This is a genomic window from Caballeronia sp. RCC_10, assembly GCF_041360715.1.
GTDB lineage: Bacteria > Pseudomonadota > Gammaproteobacteria > Burkholderiales > Burkholderiaceae > Caballeronia > Caballeronia grimmiae.
The window spans coordinates 938,751-959,935 of the sequence record NZ_JBFUPT010000001.1; the positions used below are offsets into that span (position 1 = coordinate 938,751).

General features: G+C 63.1%; 15 protein-coding genes and 1 tRNA gene. 8 read left to right on the forward strand and 8 right to left on the reverse strand.

Going from position 1 to position 21,185, the window contains the following annotated elements; all coding sequences use genetic code 11:
* Positions 1-23: 23 nt before the first annotated feature.
* The gene (gene moaC / locus AB6804_RS04415; protein WP_370885358.1) at positions 24-503 is read left to right on the forward strand and encodes a cyclic pyranopterin monophosphate synthase MoaC; all 480 of its coding nucleotides are present in this window, start codon (positions 24-26) and stop codon (positions 501-503) included.
* 7 nt (positions 504-510) lie between these two features.
* Here the strand turns inward: moaC and AB6804_RS04420 are convergent, their stop codons facing one another.
* From AB6804_RS04420 to recA, 8 genes are all read right to left on the reverse strand, one after another.
* Positions 511-2,334: a PglL family O-oligosaccharyltransferase gene (locus tag AB6804_RS04420; RefSeq protein ID WP_370885359.1), complete on the reverse strand. Its 1,824-nt coding sequence runs from the start codon at positions 2,332-2,334 to the stop codon at positions 511-513.
* Between the two features lie 173 nt (positions 2,335-2,507).
* A complete protein-coding gene (locus tag AB6804_RS04425; protein ID WP_370885360.1) occupies positions 2,508-3,101 on the reverse strand; it encodes a pilin in 594 nt (197 codons plus the stop codon).
* A 111-nt stretch (positions 3,102-3,212) separates the two neighbouring features.
* Positions 3,213-3,929 carry a TerC family protein gene (locus AB6804_RS04430; RefSeq protein ID WP_370885361.1) on the reverse strand — a complete coding sequence of 239 codons (717 nt, stop codon included), beginning with the start codon at positions 3,927-3,929 and terminating at the stop codon, positions 3,213-3,215.
* Positions 3,930-4,051: 122 nt separating this feature from the next.
* The gene (gene sucD / locus AB6804_RS04435) at positions 4,052-4,933 is read right to left on the reverse strand and encodes a succinate--CoA ligase subunit alpha (protein WP_035961345.1); all 882 of its coding nucleotides are present in this window, start codon (positions 4,931-4,933) and stop codon (positions 4,052-4,054) included.
* 97 nt (positions 4,934-5,030) lie between these two features.
* On the reverse strand, positions 5,031-6,212 hold the full coding sequence (gene sucC, locus AB6804_RS04440) for an ADP-forming succinate--CoA ligase subunit beta (RefSeq protein WP_370885421.1): 1,182 nt from the start codon (positions 6,210-6,212) through the stop codon (positions 5,031-5,033).
* 100 nt (positions 6,213-6,312) lie between these two features.
* Positions 6,313-6,945 carry a DUF2889 domain-containing protein gene (locus tag AB6804_RS04445; protein WP_370885362.1) on the reverse strand — a complete coding sequence of 211 codons (633 nt, stop codon included), beginning with the start codon at positions 6,943-6,945 and terminating at the stop codon, positions 6,313-6,315.
* A 146-nt stretch (positions 6,946-7,091) separates the two neighbouring features.
* On the reverse strand, positions 7,092-8,423 hold the full coding sequence (gene recX, locus AB6804_RS04450) for a recombination regulator RecX (RefSeq protein WP_370885363.1): 1,332 nt from the start codon (positions 8,421-8,423) through the stop codon (positions 7,092-7,094).
* 18 nt (positions 8,424-8,441) lie between these two features.
* Entirely contained in the window at positions 8,442-9,512 is a 1,071-nt protein-coding gene (recA, locus tag AB6804_RS04455; protein ID WP_280519408.1) for a recombinase RecA, read from the reverse strand.
* Positions 9,513-9,764: 252 nt separating this feature from the next.
* Here recA and AB6804_RS04460 point away from each other — a divergent pair, with 252 nt between their 5' ends.
* The 7 genes from AB6804_RS04460 (at position 9,765) to AB6804_RS04490 (ending at position 21,176) form a co-directional block, all read left to right on the forward strand.
* Positions 9,765-10,490 carry a response regulator transcription factor gene (locus AB6804_RS04460; protein ID WP_035961360.1) on the forward strand — a complete coding sequence of 242 codons (726 nt, stop codon included), beginning with the start codon at positions 9,765-9,767 and terminating at the stop codon, positions 10,488-10,490.
* Positions 10,491-10,497: 7 nt separating this feature from the next.
* The gene (locus tag AB6804_RS04465; protein WP_244793434.1) at positions 10,498-12,099 is read left to right on the forward strand and encodes a sensor histidine kinase; all 1,602 of its coding nucleotides are present in this window, start codon (positions 10,498-10,500) and stop codon (positions 12,097-12,099) included.
* Positions 12,100-12,326: 227 nt separating this feature from the next.
* Positions 12,327-13,985 carry an MFS transporter gene (locus tag AB6804_RS04470; RefSeq protein ID WP_035961362.1) on the forward strand — a complete coding sequence of 553 codons (1,659 nt, stop codon included), beginning with the start codon at positions 12,327-12,329 and terminating at the stop codon, positions 13,983-13,985.
* Between the two features lie 96 nt (positions 13,986-14,081).
* A tRNA-Met gene (locus AB6804_RS04475) sits at positions 14,082-14,158 on the forward strand.
* Positions 14,159-14,325: 167 nt separating this feature from the next.
* Positions 14,326-16,026, forward strand: a complete 1,701-nt coding sequence (locus tag AB6804_RS04480; RefSeq protein ID WP_370885364.1) for a DUF6538 domain-containing protein — start codon at positions 14,326-14,328, stop codon at positions 16,024-16,026.
* 567 nt (positions 16,027-16,593) lie between these two features.
* Complete coding sequence (locus tag AB6804_RS04485) at positions 16,594-19,068, forward strand: hypothetical protein (RefSeq protein WP_370885365.1); 2,475 nt, start codon at positions 16,594-16,596, stop codon at positions 19,066-19,068.
* Between the two features lie 26 nt (positions 19,069-19,094).
* Positions 19,095-21,176, forward strand: a complete 2,082-nt coding sequence (locus AB6804_RS04490; protein WP_370885366.1) for a hypothetical protein — start codon at positions 19,095-19,097, stop codon at positions 21,174-21,176.
* Positions 21,177-21,185: the final 9 nt, after the last annotated feature.

Sequence of the window (21,185 nt, forward strand, 5' to 3'; positions counted from 1 at the left end):
GCGCCCGCTCAAAGGAGGACGCGATGTCCGGACTCACACATTTCGATGCCGCCGGCGAGGCGCACATGGTCGATGTCGGCGACAAGGGCGAGACGCGGCGCATTGCAGTGGCGCGCGGCTCGATCGCGATGCTCGACGGCACGCTCGCGCTGATCCGCGAAGGCCGCGCGAAAAAAGGCGACGTGCTCGGCGTGGCGCGCATCGCGGCGATCCAGGGTGCGAAGCGCACCGCAGATCTGATTCCGCTGTGTCATCCGCTTGCGCTGACGCGCGTTGCAGTGGACTTTTCCATCGACGAGAGCTTGCCCGGCGTTCACTGCGAAGTGCGGGTCGAGACCGTCGGACGCACGGGCGTAGAGATGGAAGCGCTCACCGCCGTGCAAGTCGGGCTGCTCACCATCTACGACATGTGCAAGGCGGTGGATCGCGGGATGACCATCACCAATGTGAAGGTCATGGAGAAGCACGGTGGGAAGTCGGGGGATTGGGTGGCGAGCGCCTAGCCCGCGCTCAGTCGTCCTCGTCTTCCTCCGGGTCCTGAACCGCCCCCGCCGGCTTGCCATATAGCTTCCCCAACTCCGCCTTGAACGGAGCGAGCGGCGCGCCGATCTCATCGATCGACCGGTACACCGCTTCCAGTTGCGTCGGCCAGTCCTTGAGCTGCGTCGCGAAAATCTTGAGGCGCGCCATCGTATCGAGCGCTTCCTCGCGCTGACCGGCCAGCGCCTGCAGCACCGCGTAACGCCGCAGCACCGTCTCCCCCGGCAGCAGCGCGAGCGCCTGCCGATGCGCGGCCAGCTTCGCTTCGATGTTCTGCGCGTTCATCGGCAGCAGCGTCGCGGCGCCGTATTGCCCCCACGCGCCGAACAGGAACGACGGATCTTCCCGATACTGCTCCGCCGGCCGCGAGCCGTAATAGAGCACTTCGGCGCGGTGATAATCCTGCATCGTCGGATATAGCGCGACCAGGCCGCCCGCGACGAGCGTCACATACACGCCATACGACAGCGGACGCGCGACCAGCCGCAACGGCCGCGTTTCGAGCAAGCCGATGACGAGCATCGCCGGCATCAGAAAGAACATGTACTGCTGCGGGTACTCGACGAGCGCATGCATCATCAGCACGCCCAACAGCGAGAGCCCGAAAATGCGCGCGGGCGTATGCGGCGCGCGCAGCACGCGGATCAGCCACAGCACGATGCCGGCGACCAGCACGCCCATGCCCAGCAGACCCGTCTTCGCCAGCAAGTCGATGAAGATGTCGTGCGCGTTGTTCGCGATTTCGACGCCGCCCAGATCGCGCACGAGATCGAACTGATAGCGCGGAAACTCGCCCCAGCCGACGCCCAGGAGCGGATGCGTCGTGAACATCGTCCAGCCGTACTTCCATAGCGCGAGGCGCGGCGCGATCTGGTTCGCGTCCTGCATGCGCTCCGCCGCCGATTGCGCCAGATCCAGTTGGAACCTCACGTTGGCCCAGCGCACGCCCGCGTTCACCAAGAGGAACAGCACACCAAGGGCGATCGGGATGATCCACGCGCGCATGTCGCGTCGATTGCGGCGTGCGGGCGCGTCGAGGTCTTCGGCTGCGGCCGAGCGACCCTGCGCGAACGCCATCCACAATCCCGCCACGACGATCACCGCCGTTTGCAGCCACGGCCCGCGCGACACCGTCAGCGCAAGCCCGAACGAAAACACCGCCGACAGCGCAAGCCACACCGCGACCGGCATGCGCCGCGTCTGCACGAAGTAAAGCGCGCCGGCAAGCGCGAACGCGATGACGGTCGCGAGGTGATTCGCCTGCGCCATGTTGCCGAACATGCGCCGCTCGGTCATCACGTTGTACGCGACGATCAGAGGCGAGAACTTCGCTTCCGCATGGAACATCTGCACGGTCTGGCAGAACACCGCGAACAGGCCGCCGACGATCAACGCCGCCGCGCCGACCCGCAACGCCTTCTCCGACAGCCCCGCCCGCGCCAGCCCAAAGCCCGTATGCACCGCGACGAACGACGCCAGCAAATACGCGCCGCCGAGCCAGTTCATCGAAGGCTGCGCGACAGGCAGCAGCACCGTCTGCGCGACGAGCACCAGGCCGAACAGCAGCGGCATCAGCGCCACGACCGGCGACGCGAACGGCACGCGCGGCTCGGACACGGTCACGAGCACGGCGACCGCCGCGCCGAGCGCCAGATAAAGTGCGAGCGCGCTGTACTCGGCGTAGAAGGTCGGAATCGGATACGTGTGGCTGACGACGGCGAACGGGAACGTCAGCGCGGCACACAGAACGGCGAAGCAGAGATAGCGCGCGTACGAGGTGGTTTGGGAAGGCATGAGGGGCTGGGAACGTCGGGAACCGGCGCACTATACAAAACTTTGCCGTCCCTGTGCGCCGCCTGCCCGGAAATGCCACGAAATCACCCGCTTTTGCGCGAACTCGCTGTGAAGCGCGGCGGCGAAACCTTCTACGCCGCCGCGCTCGCCGTTCGGCTCGCTCACTCGCGTGCTCAGGCGCGGCATTCAGGCGGCGCGAGCTTGCCTTGCAGCGTCGGCGCTTCCACCGGCGACGGCCCCGCGCTCGGCGCCGGCAGCGACGACGCCGCCTTGCCGCCCGCGAAACACTCCCACGTGATCGTGCCCGCCTGCACCGTCCCTCGCGCGAGGGCGACGCGGGCCGTCGGCGTATCGGCGTTATCGGGCGCGGAAGGCACGAGCACCAGCGTGTTCGATCCCGCCGGCGCAACGCGCGTCGTATAGGCGATGGTGATCTGCCCGGTATTGCTGTCGACGTGAATGGACTCCACGTTGCGCGTCGCGGGCGGCGATGCATGGCCGCTCGCCAGATCCGCCCCGCTCGCCGCGTTCTCTGCGACCGCGAGACGCGCCGATGCCGCGAGCGACAATCCTTCGCCCACGCGACTGCGCGCCAGATAGTCCTGATACGCGGGAATCGCGTAAGCCGCGACGACGCCCACGATCGCCAGCACGATCATCAACTCGATCAGCGTGAAACCATGCGCCGACGATGCCGCCCGCCTGATCCACTCGTTCCATCCGCGCCGTTCGCGCGGGCTCTTCACGTCCAAAACCATGCTCGTCATTGCTGCTCCCAAAAAGACAAAAAGCGCCGGCTGCGTGAGCAGACCGGACGCTTTCATCCTATTGAGACAGTCAGTGCGGCGACAGTCGGCCATTCGGCCAACGTTACGCGATCAGGTATCGGCCACGACGCCCTTTCCCTGCGCCAGCGTGCGGCGCTTCATCAGCCAGCCCGCCGCGATGACGACGAGCGCGCCGCCAAGCCGCGCCGCGTAGCCGACCGCGTCCGTATTCAGTGCCGGCCAGCGGTCGATAAACGGATCGTCGATGATGAGCCCGCCCGCGATCCACCCGAGCAGCCCCGCGCCCAGCAACACGACGACGGGAAAGCGGTCCAGCAGCTTGAGCACCAGCGTGCTGCCCCACACGATGAGCGGAATGCTCACGACCAGCCCGAAAATCACGAGCGTCAGGCGATGCTGCGGATCGGCCGCCTCCGCCGCGCCAGCAATCGCGATCACGTTGTCGAGGCTCATCACGGCATCGGCGACGATGATCGTCTTCACCGCCGCCCAGAGCTTGTCGGACGAGCTGATGTGATGCTTGTCGTGGCCCGGCTGCATCAGCTTGACGCCGATCCACAGCAGCAACAGTCCGCCGACGAACTTGAGAAACGGCACGTCGAGGAGGACGACGGCAAACGCAATCAGCGCGACGCGCAGCAGGATCGCGCCGAGCGTGCCGAGCACGATGCCCCGCTTGCGCTGCATGACGGGCAAATCGCGGCACGCGAGCGCGATGACGACGGCGTTATCGCCACCGAGAAGAATATCGATGACGATGATCTGAACGACAGCGCCCCAATGAAGCGTGGAGAAAAATTCGAGCATGGCAAGGCGAAACGGTGATCGAAAAAAAAACGGGGAAGCCGACGCTCCCCCGCTTTCTATCCGGCGATGACGAAAGGATTCAGTAAGAGTACCAAACCCTGACGGCTTTTGCCGATCTTCCCTTAGATCACCGACTTCAACAGACGGCCCATTTCCGACGGGTTCTTCGTGACCTTGATGCCGCACGCGTCCATGATTTCGAGCTTGGCGTCCGCCGTGTCCGCACCGCCCGAGATCAGCGCGCCTGCGTGGCCCATGCGCTTGCCCGGAGGCGCCGTCACGCCCGCGATGAAGCCGACGACCGGCTTCTTCATGTTGTCCTTGATCCAGTGAGCGGCGTTCGCTTCGTCCGGACCGCCGATCTCGCCGATCATGATGACGGCGTCCGTTTCCGGATCGTCGTTGAACATCTTCATCACGTCGATGTGCTTCAGGCCGTTGATCGGATCGCCGCCGATACCCACCGCCGACGACTGGCCGAGGCCGAGCGCCGTCAGTTGGCCGACCGCTTCATACGTCAGCGTGCCCGAACGCGACACGACGCCGATGCGGCCCTTCCTGTGGATGTGACCCGGCATGATGCCGATCTTCAGCTCATCCGGCGTGATCGTGCCGGGGCAGTTCGGTCCGAGCAGCAGCGTCTTGCGGTTCTCGCGGCGCATGCGGTCCTTGATTTCGAGCATGTCGCGGACCGGAATGCCTTCCGTGATGCAGATGGCGAGATCCAGATCGGCTTCGACCGCTTCCCAGATCGCCGCGGCAGCGCCCGCGGGCGGCACGTAGATCACCGAAACCGTTGCGCCGGTTTCGGACTTCGCTTCCTTGACGGACGCGTAGATGGGGATGCCTTCGAAGTCTTCGCCGGCGCGCTTGGGGTTCACGCCCGCGACGAACGCTTCGCGCCCGTTCGCGTATTCGCGGCAAGCGCGCGTATGGAACTGGCCGGTCTTGCCGGTGATGCCCTGCGTGATGACCTTCGTGTCTTTGTTGATCAGAATCGACATGTAGTGACCTCTGTTCGTCTGGCGTCGCTCAGGCTCGAGGCCGGCGCCGCCATTCGTATCTGGTGGAACGCTCTTTTAGGCAGGCACGCAGATGCGCTTACTTGCCTTCGGCTGCAGCGACGACCTTCTGCGCAGCTTCTTCCATGCTGTCGGCGGAGATGATCGGCAGGCCGGAGTCCGCCAGCATCTTCTTGCCGAGGTCTTCGTTCGTGCCCTTCATGCGCACGACGAGCGGCACCTTCAGGTCCACCGCCTTCGACGCCACGATCACGCCTTCCGCGATCACGTCGCAACGCATGATGCCGCCGAAGATGTTGACGAGGATCGCCTTCAGGTTCGGGTTCTTCAGCATCAGCTTGAAGGCTTCCGTGACCTTCTCGGTCGTCGCACCGCCGCCGACGTCCAGGAAGTTCGCCGGCTCGCCGCCGAAGAGCTTGATGGTGTCCATCGTCGCCATTGCGAGGCCCGCGCCGTTCACGAGACAGCCGATATTGCCGTCCAGCGAGATGTACGCGAGGTCGAACTTCGATGCTTCCACTTCAGCCGGATCTTCTTCGTCCAGATCGCGATACGCGACGATTTCCGGATGACGGAAGAGCGCGTTCGAATCGAAGTTGAACTTGGCGTCGAGCGCGATCACCTTGCCGTCGCCGGTCACGATCAGCGGGTTGATTTCCGCGAGCGATGCGTCGGTTTCGTAGAACGCCTTGTAGAGGCCTTGCAGGATCGCGCGCGCTTGCGGGATCGATGCGTCGGGGATGCCGATCTTGCGTGCGAGGTCATCGGCGTCTGCGTCTTGCAGGCCGGTCGACGGCTCGACGGCGAACTTGTGCAGCAGTTCCGGCGTCTTTTCCGCGACTTCTTCGATGTCCATGCCGCCTTCGCTCGACGCCATCACGACAATCTTCTGCGAAACGCGATCCAGCACGAGGCCGACATACAGTTCCTTCTTGATGTCCGCGCCTTCTTCAATCAGCAGGCGGTTCACCTTCTGGCCTTCGGGGCCGGTCTGGTGCGTGACGAGCTGCATGCCGAGGATCTGGTTCGCGTACTCGCGGACCTGCTCGATCGACTTCGCGACCTTCACGCCGCCGCCCTTACCGCGGCCGCCGGCGTGGATCTGCGCCTTAACGACCCAAACCGGGCCGCCCAGCTCTTCCGCGGCCTTGACCGCATCGTCCACCGAGAACACGGGTTTGCCGCGCGGGACCGCGACGCCGAACTTCCGCAGGATTTCCTTACCCTGGTACTCGTGAATCTTCATGCGTGATTCCTTCAGTCTGAGAGTTGGATTGAACTTCGATTTCGAATTGCCTGAATCGCAATTGTCTGGATGGTTGTTTGATTACCGGCCGCTCGGATTCGCAATGACGAGCGCGCTACGTTTGCGGACTTTCCTGTTCCGTGTCGGATGCGTTGCCTTGGCGGGACGGCTCGTAGCCGAACCATTGCGGATAGTATTCGCGCACGGCGGGGCCGTCGAAGCGCAGCGCGTGGCAGCCGCCGAGTTCGAACGGCGGCCGTTTCCGTTGCGCGCCCGCGCGAGCGTCTTCCGGGGCGAAGGGATCGGACATGTCGTCGGACCAGACATCGCCGAAGAACGCCTGCATGGCTGCGGTCGGCAAGACGGCGCACAGCTCGCTGAGATGCGTGCAGCCGGCCGTGCCACCCAGGCGGGCGCGGACTTCGCGACGGAAATTACGCAACAGATTGAGCCCGATGAGCGAGCGATAAGCCGAGTTGGATTCGGCGCAGAGACCGGCATAGGGCGCCCAGTCGGACGACGCCTGGGCGTCGACGATGGTGAGCTTGCGGTCGATGGTGATGCGCAGCCAGAGTTCATGGATCGGCAGGCCTTTCGGCCGGACGCCCGCCGCGACCTGGACGTCGCGGGGCTTCTCATCGGTTAGGCAGGCTTCGATGTCCCATAGCTTGTCATCCCGCTCGAACGCTTCCAGCCGAATCGCGCGACGATGGCGCAACTGTCGGGAAACGGGCGGAGAAAGAGGCATGGGGCGAAAGCCGGAACGGGGAAACCGTTGAATTTTAGCATAGCGAGTATTTGGGGCTGCGGATGGCCTGAGGAATCGCTGCGGGCGGTCAGACGGCCTTCTGCGTGGGTCACCGCGCCGTGTCGCGGCGTTGTATCGCCGCGTTGTTAGTCGTCGATGAACTCGTCGGCGCAGTCTTCGTCCCCGCCTTTCAGGATTTTGCCGATGGTGCTGCCGGAAAAGCCGCGCGCCGCGAGGAAGCGCGCCTGCTTGGCGCGCTCGGCGGGCGTCTCGGGCAACACGCCGTACTTTCTTTCCCAGACCGCCTGGGCGCGGGCGGTTTCGGTTACCGCGAGCTTTCCCGCTGTTTCGCCGATGAGCGCGTCGCCGACCGCGTGACGCTTGAGTTCATTGATGATGCGGCTGCCGCCCATGCGCGCCGCCCGGCGATGCACGACGCTTTCGACGAAGCGCTCGTTGGACAGCCAGCCGTCGCGTTCGAGGCTGTCGAGCAGCGTTTCGAGGGAATCGGCTTCTTCGACATACGGCCGTAGTTTGCGCGACAGCTCTGCGCGGCTATATTCGCGGCGCGAGAGGTAGCCTAGCGCGCGCCCTTTGAGCGAGCGTTGCGGCTGACGGGGATTATTGGCGTTGGGCACCTTGCGCTGGCGTTCGCTGGAGCGGCTGTACGCGGACTCCAGTTCCACTTCTGCTTGCGGCGCACATTGTTCGAACGGCTCGGAGTCTTCGAATGCGTCGCCGGCGGGGAAGCGTTGCGGTGACGGTCGATTAGTTGCGCTGCGTGCCTTACGTGGACGCCGAATCGGACGCTCACTAACGGAACCCGTCTCAACTGCGGGCGCACGAGACGGCGCGCACTGCTCGAATGGTTCGAAGGGGTCGGCCTCTTCGAAGGAATCGTCGAAGTGGCCGGTGCTGACCGCCGTCGGCTGACCGCGAGGCGGAAGGCTGACCGCCTGTGCGGTGGCTTGCTGCAATAGCGAGCGCGCTTGCTGAAGGCGGGCAGCGCGATCGGGCTGCGTGGGTTGCGCCGAGGCGTGATCGTTATGACCGCCTCGATCGTCTTGTTCGCGGGTCGCCGATGCCGCGCTTTGACCGTAAAACTCGTCACGGTTGATCGAACCGGACTGCTTGCGCTGGTCAATCGCGCCTGCGCTTGGACCCGCAACGTGCTCGTCCGCAGCCTCAGAAACGCGACGCGCCGACGCGAATGACTTCGCGCCGGCGCGTGCTTTCTTGCCTGACATGAAGCCGCCGCGCTTTGACGATGCCCCGCCGCGCTCGCTGCTTCGTTCGTAGCGATCGACGGCTTCGGCGCTGTCCTCCGGCTGATCGACACCGCCTGCGGCGTATGCAGAGCGATCGCTCTTCAGATCACCGCTTGCTTCATCGTTCTCGCCAGCGCGATTCGAACTTCCAGCACCACCCCGCCCGATCTGAGCGTTGCCAGCCTTCGATCCAAACCGGCGCTTGAGCATCGGCGGCAGGTCGGACGCTTATTCGTCGCCCGACACGGCTGCGCCCGTGGCGACGGCATCAGCCAGCGCAGCCACGCCCAGCGATTCGCGGATCTTGTTTTCGATCTCGCGCGCGATGTCAGGATTCTCGCGCAGGAATTCGCGCGCGTTGTCCTTGCCCTGTCCGATGCGATCGCCCTTGTAGCTGTACCAAGCACCCGCCTTGTCGACCAGCTTGGCCTGCACGCCCAGGTCGATGATCTCGCCCTGACGCGAAATGCCTTCGCCGTACAGAATGTCGAAGATGGCTTCGCGGAACGGCGGCGAAACCTTGTTCTTCACCACCTTCACGCGGGTTTCGTTGCCGATCACTTCGTCGTTCTTCTTGATGGAACCGATACGGCGAATGTCGAGGCGCACCGACGAATAGAACTTCAGCGCGTTACCGCCCGTGGTGGTTTCGGGGTTGCCGAACATCACGCCGATCTTCATGCGGATCTGGTTGATGAAGATCACGAGGCAGTTCGTGCGCTTGATGGTGCCGGTAAGCTTACGCAGCGCCTGCGACATCAGACGCGCTTGCAGGCCGGGCAGCGAATCGCCCATTTCGCCTTCGATTTCCGCCTTCGGCACGAGCGCCGCGACCGAGTCGATGACGATCATGTCGATGGAGCCGGAGCGCACGAGCGCATCCGCGATTTCCAGCGCTTGCTCGCCCGTATCCGGCTGCGAGATCAGCAGTTCCTGAATGTTCACGCCGAGCTTCTGCGCGTATTGCACGTCGAGCGCGTGTTCCGCGTCGATGAACGCGGCCGTGCCGCCGACCTTCTGCATCTCGGCGATCACTTGCAGCGTGAGCGTGGTCTTGCCCGACGATTCCGGACCGTAGATTTCCACCACGCGGCCACGCGGCAAGCCGCCGACGCCGAGCGCGATGTCCAGTCCGAGCGAGCCGGTGGAGACCACCTGAATGTCTTCGACCGCCTCGCCTGCGCCGAGCCGCATGATCGACCCTTTGCCGAATTGCTTTTCGATCTGCGACAGCGCGGCGGCCAGCGCCTTGCTCTTTTCCGCAGTCATTCCAGCCGGGCCTTTCTTGCTTTCTTCCATGAATCGTCCTTTGCTATGATGAACGGCGTCTGAGACGCGTGCGCGCAGGCTCGTAGCGATACTTCGCCCCGCTTTTGCACTAACGCAGACACTGTATAAAAAAACAGTAGTTTTTGCAAGCCCGATCGTGCGGCGTGGTGTTTTTCCACGTCGAGCGAACCGTGCAAAAACCGCATAACACCCTGGAGACCGCCGCGCCGGGCGAAATGCGGTGCCGGCAATGCGATGCGCCCCGCGCATCAGGCCCCGACGATGCGAATCCTCATTGCCGAAGACGACAGCATACTCGCGGACGGGCTCGTCCGATCACTCCGCCAATCGGGATACGCCGTTGACCATGTGAAGCATGGCGTCGAGGCGGACACCGCGCTTTCCCTGCAATCTTTCGACCTGCTCATCCTCGATCTGGGCCTGCCGCTGATGCCCGGTCTCGAAGTGCTGCGCCGCCTGCGCGCGCGCAATTCGCAGATGCCGGTCCTGATCCTGACCGCCGCCGACAGCGTCGACGAGCGCGTGAAGGGCCTCGATCTCGGCGCGGACGACTATATGGCGAAGCCCTTCGCGCTCAACGAACTGGAAGCGCGCGTGCGGGCGCTCACGCGGCGCGGCGCGGGCGGCGGACCGACGGTCGTCAGGCACGGATCGCTGTCGTTCGATCAGGTCGGACGCATCGCGCATATCGCGGATCAGGTGATCGATCTGTCGGCGCGCGAGCTCGGCGTGCTCGAAGTGCTGCTCCAGCGCATCGGCCGGCTCGTGTCGAAGGAGCAGCTCGTCAATCATCTTTGCGAGTGGGGCGAAGAAGTCAGCAACAACGCGATCGAGGTCTACGTGCATCGCCTGCGCAAAAAGATCGAGCCGAGCGGCGCGCGGATCATCACGGTGCGCGGACTCGGCTACACGCTCGAAAAAGCCGCGAGCGCGCCCGATGCAAAGGCGGCGGCCGATCCGGCTGCTGCCAGCCAACACTATAAGTAAGCCGCGCATGGCGTCGCCCGCCTCCACCGAACGCGCAGGCGAAGCGCCGCGCCAGCCTTCGCCGGCGGCTATCGACGCGACCGCCGCCGATTCCGACGCCCTGCGCGACGCGCGCTACGCCAATCCGTTCGCCCCGCCCGACGAGCTCGAGCCCGGCAACGAGGCGCACCCGCGCTCGCTCTTCGGCGAGATTCTCGACTGGATGCTCGCACCGCTTCTGCTTCTCTGGCCGATGAGCATCGCGGTGACGTATCTGGTCGCGAAGTCGATCGCCAACGGTCCGTTCGACCGCGCGCTCGAAGCCGATGCCTATGTGCTCGCCCGCCAGATCCAGCCGGTCAACGGCGTCGCGGAATTGCGGCTGCCCGACGCCACGCGCGATTTCCTGCGCGCCGACAACGTCGACAGCGTGTTCTTTCAGGTGCTCGGCACGCGCGGTGAACTCGTCGGCGGCGACCGCGACATGCCGCTGCCGCACGAGGACGACCGGCCGCAGCCGGGCATCGTCGAATTTCGCGACGACGTGCTGCGCGGCAACGACATCCGCGTCGCGTACACGACCGTCGATCTGCCCGGCCTCGCGTCGGGACGCGATCCGGAAAGCCGGCAGCCGGTGCTCGTGCAGGTCGCCGAGACGCTCGACAAGCGCAGCCAGCTCGCCAACGACATCATCAAGGGCGTGATTCTTCCGCAGTTCGTGATCCTTCCGCTCGCGATCGTGCTCGTGTGGTTCGGGCTCTCGCGCGGACTGGCGCCGCTGCACGCGCTGCAGTCCAACATGCGCACGCGCCGCCCCGACGATCTCTCGCCGCTCGAAGCGGGCCGCGCGCCCCCGGAGATTGCGCCGCTCGTCGCGTCGTTCAACGACCTGCTGACGCGGCTCGAGCAGAACATGGAGTTTCAGAAGCGCTTTATCGCCGATGCCGCCCATCAGATGAAAACGCCGCTGGCCGGGTTGCGCATGCAGGCGGAATTTGCGCTGCGGCAGGATGTATCGACGGAAGTGCAGCGCTCGCTCGAACAGATCGCGACGAGTTCGGAGCACGCGGCGCGGCTCGTCACGCAATTGCTGGCGCTCGCGCGCGCGGAGAATCGCGCGACGGGGCAAATCTTCTCGCGCGTCGAACTGACCGCGCTCGCCCGCGCCGCGGTGCGCGACTGGGTGCAGGCGGCGCTCGCGAGGCGCATGGATATCGGATTCGAGGAACCGCCGTTTCCGGTCGATGTGCAAGGCAACGTCGTGATGCTGCGGGAGATGCTGTCGAATCTCATCGACAACGCGATCCGCTACACGCCGCCGGGCGGACGCATCACCGTGCGCGTTCGGACCGACGATCACGAACTGGATCTCGTGCATCTCGAAGTGGAAGACACGGGGCTCGGCATTCCGCCCGCTGAACGCGAGCGCGTCTTCGAGCGCTTTTATCGCATTCTCGGACGCGAGGGCGACGGCAGTGGACTGGGTCTTGCGATCGTCAAGGAGATCGCGACGATGCACGGCGGCACGCTGGCTATCGAGGATCACGTGTATCAGGAAGCGCCGCGGCTCGCCGGCACGCTCATCCGCGTGAGCCTACAGCGGGTTTTTCCTGCCAGGGACAAACCCTGAGCGCAACGGTCGTGCGATTTCGCTTTTCGCGCGTGAAGTCAGGTGCTTGACAGAAGATCGCCGCCGCTTGCACGCGGATCAGAGCGAATTGACTGTTTCCTCGCCTCTCCGGGCGCCGCCTCTCCGCGTCAGAACGCCGTAAGTTTTGGTTCCAATAATCTTTGCACGGCGCTGCCCGTGCGCTTCGGATGGAATCGAATACACACGCAAACAACAGGAGACGATTCATGGCTACGATCGAAGGGCGTGTTTCGCACGCACCGATGACGGCGGAGGAGAAGAAGGTCATCTTCGCCTCGTCGCTCGGGACCGTGTTCGAGTGGTACGACTTCTATCTCGCCGGGTCGCTGGCGATCTACATCAGCAAGACGTTCTTCTCGGGCGTCAATCCGACAGCCGGCTTCATCTTCACGCTGCTCGGCTTCGCGGCCGGGTTCGCGGTGCGCCCGTTCGGCGCGATCGTGTTCGGGCGGCTCGGCGACATGGTTGGCCGCAAGTACACGTTCCTCGTGACGATCGTCATCATGGGTCTGTCGACGTTCCTGATCGGCTTCCTGCCCGGTTACGCGACGATAGGCATCGCGGCTCCTATCATCTTCATCGCGATGCGGCTGCTGCAGGGTCTCGCGCTCGGCGGCGAGTACGGCGGCGCGGCGACTTACGTGGCGGAGCACGCGCCATCGAACAAGCGCGGCGCGTGGACGGCGTGGATTCAGACGACCGCGACGCTCGGCCTCTTCATCTCGCTCGTGGTCATTCTGGCGGTGCGCACGATCACCGGCGAAGAGCAGTTCGGCGCGTGGGCGTGGCGCATTCCGTTCCTCGTGTCGATTCTGCTGCTCGCGGTGTCGGTGTGGATTCGCATGAAGCTGCACGAATCGCCGGTGTTCGAGCGCATCAAGGCGGAAGGCAAGACGTCGAAGGCGCCGCTCAAGGAAGCGTTCGGCGAGTGGAAGAACCTGAAGATCGTGTTGCTCGCGCTGTTCGGTCTGACGGCGGGTCAGGCGGTCGTCTGGTATACGGGCCAGTTCTATTCGCTGTTTTTCCTCACGCAGACGCTCAAGGTCGACGGCACCAGCGCGAACATCATGGTGGCCGTGGCGCTTCTGATCGGCACGCCGTTCTTCGTGTTCTTCGGGTCGCTGTCGGATCGCATCGGGCGCAAGCCGATCATCATGGCCGGGTGTCTCATCGCCGCGCTGTCCTTCTTCCCGCTGTTCAAGGCGCTTGCCCATTACACGAACCCCACGCTCGAAACTGCGACGCAGAAGTCGCCGATCGTCGTGATCGCGAATCCGGACGAGTGCTCGTTCCAGTTCAATCCGGTGGGCACCACGAAGTTCACGAGTTCGTGCGATATCGCGAAGGGCGCGCTTTCCAAGGCCGGTCTCAACTATCAGAACGTGGCTGCGCCGGCGGGGACGCTTGCGCAGATCAAGGTCGGCGAGACGGTGGTGAATACGTACGACGGCCGGGCAGCCGACGCGAAGGCGCAAGGCGCCACGTTCGACAAGACGCTGGCGGGCACGCTGAAGAGCGCGGGCTATCCGGCGAAGGCCGATCCGGCGCTCATCAACTGGCCGATGGCGATCGTCATCCTCACGATCCTCGTGATCTTCGTGACGATGGTCTACGGTCCGATTGCCGCGATGCTCGTGGAGATGTTCCCGGCGCGGATTCGCTATACGTCGATGTCGCTGCCGTATCACATCGGCAATGGCTGGTTCGGCGGCTTTCTGCCGGCCACCGCGTTCGCGATAGTCGCGGCCAAGGGCGATATCTATTCGGGGCTGTGGTATCCCATCGTGATCGCGCTCGGGACGTTCGTGATCGGCATGCTGTTCGTGAAGGACACGCGCAAGTCGAATGTCTATCACGAGGACTGAGCTTCGCCTCCCCTCCCCCTTGCGCGTGCGAGTTAAGAAATTACGTGCAAGGGGGTTGACAGACGTTTCGTGCCCCACCATAATCTCGTCTCTTTCGGCGAATTAGCTCAGTTGGTTAGAGCGACGGAATCATAATCCGCAGGTCCGGGGTTCGAGTCCCTGATTCGCCACCAGTTGCAAGAAAAAGCCGCTGCTCCCCCAAGGACAGCGGCTTTTTTGTCGTCGAATGCCGGAAATGCGCCAGAAATGGTGCGTTACGCGCCTAAATTTTAGATGCGGCCGGTTTTCGCAAGTCAGGTGCTACACGCCACTGTTACCTTCTCAAGTGGAGCACACCCCAATGAAGCACCCTTACCTCACCACCCGCGCCGACTCGTCGAACTATTACTTCCGTCGCAAGATTCCCGTTCCGCTTCGTTCGCATCTGAAGCGAAGCGACTTCTGGCTGAGTCTCGAAACGCCTATCAAGGAACTGGCCGTCTCCCGGCTTGCGGCAGCGGCGCTTGAATACGAGTGCCTGGTGGCGCCGGCCCGTGCTGCCGCCGTCGCGGCAGCGCAAGTAAAGACGTGGCTGCCGCATGGCCTGCGCGCCGCCACCGAAGACGAGCCGCATCCGTACCACCCGACTATCCAGCCGCCTGGCACGACCCGCCTCGTCGCGTTGCACATTCCGCGCCTGGTTGAGCGCTTCAAAGCGAATGCGTTGAGCAACGACGATGAGTTCCGCCCGACGCTGTTTGACGATGCACCCGCCGTTGAACCCGATGGGACCCGCTATGACGACGAGGCCCATGAGACTGTTCTCCAAGCGGCGCGCAAACAACTGCGGCGCGCCCGGGCGGCCAACGACCTGTCGTCGGTGCGCGAATCGGTCGAGGAGCACCTCACGTGGGAGCGGGCCTGGGCGCCGGCCGGCTCCCCTGTCTTCACCGAACTGCTGATGGCGATTGCCGACGCGCAGCTCGCAGTCGTCGACGAAGAACTGCGGCGTCTCAAGGGCGCGGTCAAGCCGACGCCGGAGCTCATTCCACTCGTCGACCAGGACGACACCTGGGAAGCCGCACTGGTCGGCTGGAAGGCTGCTCGGCAACCGGCGCAGAAGACCGTCGACGACGTCGAACGACAAATTGAGCGCTTCAAAGCTCATGTGGGCGACGTACCCTTGTCTGTCCTGACCGCCGACCATATCGAGAACTTCAAAGTGCTCTGCCTGACGAGCGACAAGCTCGAGCACAGCCGCGTCAACACGATTCTGTCGCTGCTCTCCCCACTTGTCAGTCACGCCATTGCCAAGAAGCTGACTGCCCTGGTGGTGAATCCCTTCAAAGGGATGAAATACGCCGACAAGGTCGTGCAGGTGCACCGGAAAACCGTGCGCACGGCGTTCACCGTGGACGAGCTCCAGAAGATTTTTAGCTCGCCGGTGTACACGCGCGGCCACCGCCCCAAAAAAGGCGGCGGCGATGCCGCCTACTGGGTGCCGCTGATTGGGCTGCATGCTGGCGCGCGCGTCGAGGACGTGTGCCGACTCACCGCCGCTGATGTCGTGCAACGGGATGGCGTGTGGTGTTTTCACTTGCATGACAGTAAGCGCGAGAATCGCACCGGCACGCGTGCTGTGATGCGCTACGTCCCGATTCACCGCAACCTGCTCGGACTGGGCTGGCTCGACTACGTTGACGGTTGCCGCGCGGCCGGTCACGCGGAATGGCTCTTCCCTGACCTGGCGGTCAACCAGTACGACAAACGCGGCGCGGTGTTTTCGAATTGGTTCAATGAATATCTCCGGACCATCGTCGGCATCATGGACCCCGCCCTGGTTTTTCACAGCTTCCGCCATACGTTTCAAGCCTTTGGCGAGCTGTCCGGCATCAGCGCTCAGGTCATCGAAGAGCTCATCGGGCATGCGCCTGACAGCCGCTATGGACGAAAGGAAGCCGGTATCAAACGCCTGCCGTTCGAGTTGCTCGTTCCCGCGATGGAACGGCTCGACTTCCCGAACCTGACACTGGGCCACCTGCCTTACGCGGCTCGTGTCTAATTCCATTCCGAAGCTCGACAATGTCGATTCGTTGCTTGCGGAGGCCGGCCGCCCACGCGGCCGGAACTAATCTCGTGCGAACTCGCAATTTGGTATAAACCGTCTCGCTAAAGGTTTTAAAAAGAGTTTTCTGAATTTAAGCAAGTTCCTTCGAAACCTTCAAAAAAAGCCTCTTTAGAGGTAGGCGCCCCACTTACAGCCCGAATACGCATTCGTTTAGAAGCGGCCCTGCTGCGGCACAATTAGTCACACCTGACAAGGTAACAATCTGTTACATTCATACTAAGAAAAGGCGCTCGGCAAAGCCCGGACGAGCGCAAACCAAGGCATAGAGATTAAAAGGGTCACAAGGTGCTTGCTCCAGCAGCGAGTCCGTTATTGGCGGCTGACCAGCTCCGCGTCGAAGCCGCTCTCACAGCGCACTATCTCCGCTCCGACGGACCGTTCGGCGCTGGCACGCTGAGTTACATCGATGCCTCGACAGCTCAATTGCGCAAAGCCCTAGGCATTGCGCAAGACGAGGACCCGCTCCGGCTCTTGGCGGGTGCCTGCGGCGGCCACGCTGCGATGAATGACGCGCTCGTCTATGGCGTTGTGCCGTTCAAGCCTGCACCCGGATTGCCGGGTTTCTTGCGATACCTCGTGATGACATGCGCCATCGTCGCAACGGCCGACAGCAATGACATCACGAGGGAGTTCGGCGAGAATCTCGCTCGGGTGTTCGGGACTCAGAGTCCATTCAACAACCGTTCCGCGTTGCCTGGGCTCTGGCACCGCTTGGCGAACTGGTGTAACGAGGCTCATGCCGCTGGTTTGCCGATTCGCAAGGTGACACTTCCGCCACCCGGTACTGGCAAACACCTGGGCATCACCAATGCCATTGCTTTTCCGAGTTGGCGCGATTTGCGGCGACTGCGGCAACTGTTGGACCGCCGAGCCGAACACCGGTCAATCGACGGGCCCGCCGACGCGGCCAGACTGCTCTGCCCCATCGTCGAAAACGACGTCAGCTTTTCACCTGCGATTCGCCGGGCAAGTGCAGAATACCAGCAACTCTATTTGAAAAAAGCTTCATTGCTGGGTTTGCATCGTTTCTGGATGGCCCTGACCGGTTTGTTGAAAGAACATCGCTCACCGCCATCCGAGCGGGGTCTCGTCCCACGCCTCGAACTCACCTTTGGGGCAACACTAGACGACGCGGAACTTCGCTGCGTCGTGACTGACCGGAAAGGCAACAGCGAGCAGCTTGGTGTTCTCGAAGGTTTCCCGGACCAGGTGCTCGCGCAAGCTCCCGAGTGGGCCATCGCCAAGAGCGGAAACCATGCAAGCGAAGCGCTCGTCTTGGCGATTGAACGGGGTTGTATCCCGTTCGTCGAAGCCCGGTTTGGCGTATGGCAAACGGCCCTGCTCCAGCCACCCGACCCCGTCCGTTGTCTTCTGCTTTTGTCGAAGCAAAATCGGGATGTCGCACGTCATTGGGGGGTCGACGCCGAGCCGGTCGGAGAGAACTGGCTACTGACGGCACCCATTCCTGCCCGAGACTGTCGCTCCCTGTACCAATACATGGGCTTGGGCATCGGAACACCAGGTCCAACCTCGGCGGCCATCGCGCTTGTCGGCGGACACAGGAGTGGTTCTGGATATCTCGGCCGTGAATCGCTACTTCCTCACATTGGGATTTTGGGACCCGGCGTTTTGACGGTGCGACCAGCGGAGGACGACGGCTCGAGATGCGAGCTCAATCGAGAAACCGCCAGCCTTTTTTCAATGGTAGCGCCCACACCGCTCAAGGGCGCGTACAAGTTCCGTCTGGACGAAGACATTATTCCGGCAACGGAGCCCCTCGCCATCGAGCGGTCGGTCACCTTCTTCCCCGACGCGCTGGAGCACGCGAGACTCGGCGACATCGACGAGACCACCTGGTACAGCCACGAGGAGGCTGGCGTTCATTCCGCGTCCCGGTCACCTCTACTCACGGACGTCATCGATGAGCACCGTGTCATCGACAGCGAGCGGTCAGCACGATTCCAGGACTTGATGGAAGCCATTTATGCGGGCGGACGTACTGGCTGGTCCGAACAGGACCTCGTGCTCACGATGCGCGCTGTGCTCGGCGAGGATGGCCCCTCCGTCTGGGACGTTTTGCGCGGACTCATGGAGTGTGGCTGGCTCCGCACAACGTCCAACCTTCGATGGCGGGCTCGCCGGTGGTGGTTGACCCCGCCCTCTCTCGTCGTCGTCCGAAATGCAAGCGGGGTAGCAGGACTCCTCCTTGTCGGCAGCGCTTCTGCGAACATCCGGCGCCGGTTCCAGGAAACCGCTCGAGCAGCCGGCTGCACCGTGACGGAGCGGCCCGGTCCCAGCGAGTACACCGCGAGCATGCAGCTCGCGACGGGACGAGGGCTGCGCGAAATGGCGCGGGAGCTCGGATGGTCGGTTGACGAACGACGCATCTGCGTTCCCGCAGCCGCACCCCACTGCTGGTCGCAGGAGCATGTCGACGAGTCCCGCCATAAACGAGTCGCGAAATGGAACTGGAAAGCGGGTGGATTCAGAAACCCGGATATCCCACAGACGGGCTTGGTCAGCCTTGAACGCTTCCGCCGCGAACGAGGTGACCGAGATGACCTTTACGTCGTCGTCGGGGCCGACCCGAACCGATACGTGACCACGTCGAGGGCGTCGGCCATTAGTGAAGCGCATCGACGTGCACGAATCGCGATGTTCAGCTGGGATGGTTCGCGCCTCTTTCGCAATAGCGCAGACGGCCACCTCGTTGAGCCGTTAGCGAAACTCGCCATGCTGTCGGCATGCCGAAGCCCGGGTCCCGCATGGCTGGATGGGCGCTGGACGTATGTGTACGAGACGACGTCTGACTGCGTCACGTTGATACGTACGGTATTCGGCCATGGGTTCGTTCAGCAAACCTCCACTCTGGAGCCGACAGCGAGCCGCCTTTCTGCCGAGTCAATCGGATGGCTACGGAACCGGAACTTGTTTCGTGCCGAGAACCTGACGTTGCCCACCGCCGGGCAGCGATGAAAAATAACGAGAGTCATGAGGTTGCAATGGACGATGAGCTGTTTTTAGGAAAAGTCATCCGAAACGAAGCGAGTTGGGCGCGGATGGAGCCTCTCGCCGTGCGAATCGCGGGGCAGTGGAAAAAAATCGAGAATCCGCTCGAGCTGTTTCCTACGCAAGGGCGAGTGTTTTCGACACGCCCCTTGCTCAACGCGCCCATGGATAGCTTGTGGACGTTCACACAGCGTCCGAACGAACGGCGTGACATGAACGGCCCCGACCTCTTGCTCGCTGAGGACATTGTACGGGCAACCCCTATCGTCGACTTGTCCTCCATTTCACTAGAAACGGCGCGACGCAGGCTCTTCAATCAAGGGGTGGACCTCGCCGTCGAATTCAGTACCGTGACGACCGTCATCCTCTTACCCGGTGACCTTTTCTGTGATATCGCGCTTACCCGGAATCCGGACGGTCTTTGGAGGAGCGGCAGCCTCACCCGGCCCGTGCAGTTGAAAGAGATGCCCAAGGGCTGGAAATCGTCGCTGGAGTTTTATGGATTGCGCGTGATGCCGGCGCAAGACGTTCCGCATGGGCCTGTCGTGAGAACGGTGAACTGGTGTAGTGACCAGGACTTTGTCGAGCGCGTCATCGAGCGCTTCCGCAAATTCATGCAGAACGTTGGTGACACCCCTTACGCACGTCCATCGAAAGATGCGGTCAAGTACATCTCGCGCGCGCTTCGACAGGCCGACCTGATGCCAGGGCAAGACAATGACATCCTGCTCGACATGGAGCGGCTGCAAGCAGACTGGCCAATACTCGAAACGCGGCTGGCAGCATCGGAACAACTAAGCTCACTGATTTTGGGCCTCAAGGGCACCAAAGAAAAGGTCGAGGCCGAGGTCGAACTGGCGCGCCGTCGCGCTGCCGACGAGGCACGCCCGGTCATCGAACGTCAGGTGAGACTGGAAGCGGAGGCGTCCCTTGCCGCGTCGCAGCGTCAGCTCGACGCACTGCAGGAAGAAGTACTGAAGCTGGAGGAGCGTCGCGCTCACGCTTCGACAGACCTCGACGACCTTGAGAAACGACGAGTCGACATCCAGACGCAACAGAGCGCGATTTCAGACGGTTTGCGCTCGGTTGCCGCGGAATTGCGAACTAGCCTCGCTCAAAGCCCTTTTCAAACCCGCCCCGCGTTGTCCTTCGTCGCCGAACGACTCGAAGACATGCTGACGGAGCATGGTTACCATGGTCCGTCGCTTCTCCCATCCGCACTACCGCCTTGGGCAAACAGCGTAGCGAGCGACGGTCCTGCCGAAATCGGATATGACGCGCTGACCATGCGCATCAGCCAGGAGTCCAAGCGTCATGGGGTCGAGGAAGAAGCGCTCCGACTGATTGACATCTTCGCGCGGTCTGGCGAGCTGGTTTTGCTGTGCGGTCCGCAGTCTGAACTTGCCCTTCAGGCATACGCGAGTTGCGTCTCAGGGGGAAGTTATCGGACGATGCCTCTGGACCCCAGTACGATTGGCCTCGACGACCTCTGGCGTGCCCCGGGCACCCAGGCGCCGACCGCGTTCGCGCATGCGTGGCAGGCCGCCTTGGGCGCTCCAGATAGCCCTCACATCCTCTGCATTCGCGATATCGATGCTGCACCGTATCGACTATGGCTCGCGTCGTTTAGGACCGTCCTGCAGGGTGCGGCACGCCCGCCGAACCTTCTGGTATTCGCGATGAGCACCGGGCGAAATGAAGGGCAGTCAGTCGCGCCTGCGGGCGACGATAATCGGTCCGACTACTTGGTTCCAGTCTGCCCTGAAATACATCGGGAGGGCGCCGTCTGCGCGCTCGCGAGCGCCGTCGCACCGTTGACATCATCCAGCCGCTTGACGATTGACCCGAATGCCGTGCCATCTGACCTAGAAGCCAACGACTGGATGAGGCGGGTTGTCACACTTGACCTGCCGCCGAGCGCGCTAATCCGCCTCGCCCGATTTAGAAACCGCTTCATGAGCGACGCGGAGCAACTGATGGCAGCGGTGCAAGGATGGGGACAATTCCTCGGCTCGAAGGATATGACGCATCTCCCCTCGTGCATCAGCGACGGCCTCACCGCGATGACGAACTGAAGACACATA

What these genes read in the sequence shown, in the direction of transcription:
- moaC (WP_370885358.1), top strand. Translation starts at nt 24, where the DNA reads ATGTCCGGACTCACACATTTCGATGCCGCCGGCGAGGCGCACATGGTC.
- AB6804_RS04420 (WP_370885359.1), bottom strand. Translation starts at nt 2,334, where the DNA reads ATGCCTTCCCAAACCACCTCGTACGCGCGCTATCTCTGCTTCGCCGTT.
- AB6804_RS04425 (WP_370885360.1), bottom strand. Translation starts at nt 3,101, where the DNA reads ATGACGAGCATGGTTTTGGACGTGAAGAGCCCGCGCGAACGGCGCGGA.
- AB6804_RS04430 (WP_370885361.1), bottom strand. Translation starts at nt 3,929, where the DNA reads ATGCTCGAATTTTTCTCCACGCTTCATTGGGGCGCTGTCGTTCAGATC.
- sucD (WP_035961345.1), bottom strand. Translation starts at nt 4,933, where the DNA reads ATGTCGATTCTGATCAACAAAGACACGAAGGTCATCACGCAGGGCATC.
- AB6804_RS04445 (WP_370885362.1), bottom strand. Translation starts at nt 6,945, where the DNA reads ATGCCTCTTTCTCCGCCCGTTTCCCGACAGTTGCGCCATCGTCGCGCG.
- recX (WP_370885363.1), bottom strand. Translation starts at nt 8,423, where the DNA reads ATGCTCAAGCGCCGGTTTGGATCGAAGGCTGGCAACGCTCAGATCGGG.
- recA (WP_280519408.1), bottom strand. Translation starts at nt 9,512, where the DNA reads ATGGAAGAAAGCAAGAAAGGCCCGGCTGGAATGACTGCGGAAAAGAGC.
- AB6804_RS04460 (WP_035961360.1), top strand. Translation starts at nt 9,765, where the DNA reads ATGCGAATCCTCATTGCCGAAGACGACAGCATACTCGCGGACGGGCTC.
- AB6804_RS04465 (WP_244793434.1), top strand. Translation starts at nt 10,498, where the DNA reads ATGGCGTCGCCCGCCTCCACCGAACGCGCAGGCGAAGCGCCGCGCCAG.
- AB6804_RS04470 (WP_035961362.1), top strand. Translation starts at nt 12,327, where the DNA reads ATGGCTACGATCGAAGGGCGTGTTTCGCACGCACCGATGACGGCGGAG.
- AB6804_RS04480 (WP_370885364.1), top strand. Translation starts at nt 14,326, where the DNA reads ATGAAGCACCCTTACCTCACCACCCGCGCCGACTCGTCGAACTATTAC.
- AB6804_RS04485 (WP_370885365.1), top strand. Translation starts at nt 16,594, where the DNA reads ATGAATGACGCGCTCGTCTATGGCGTTGTGCCGTTCAAGCCTGCACCC.
- AB6804_RS04490 (WP_370885366.1), top strand. Translation starts at nt 19,095, where the DNA reads ATGGACGATGAGCTGTTTTTAGGAAAAGTCATCCGAAACGAAGCGAGT.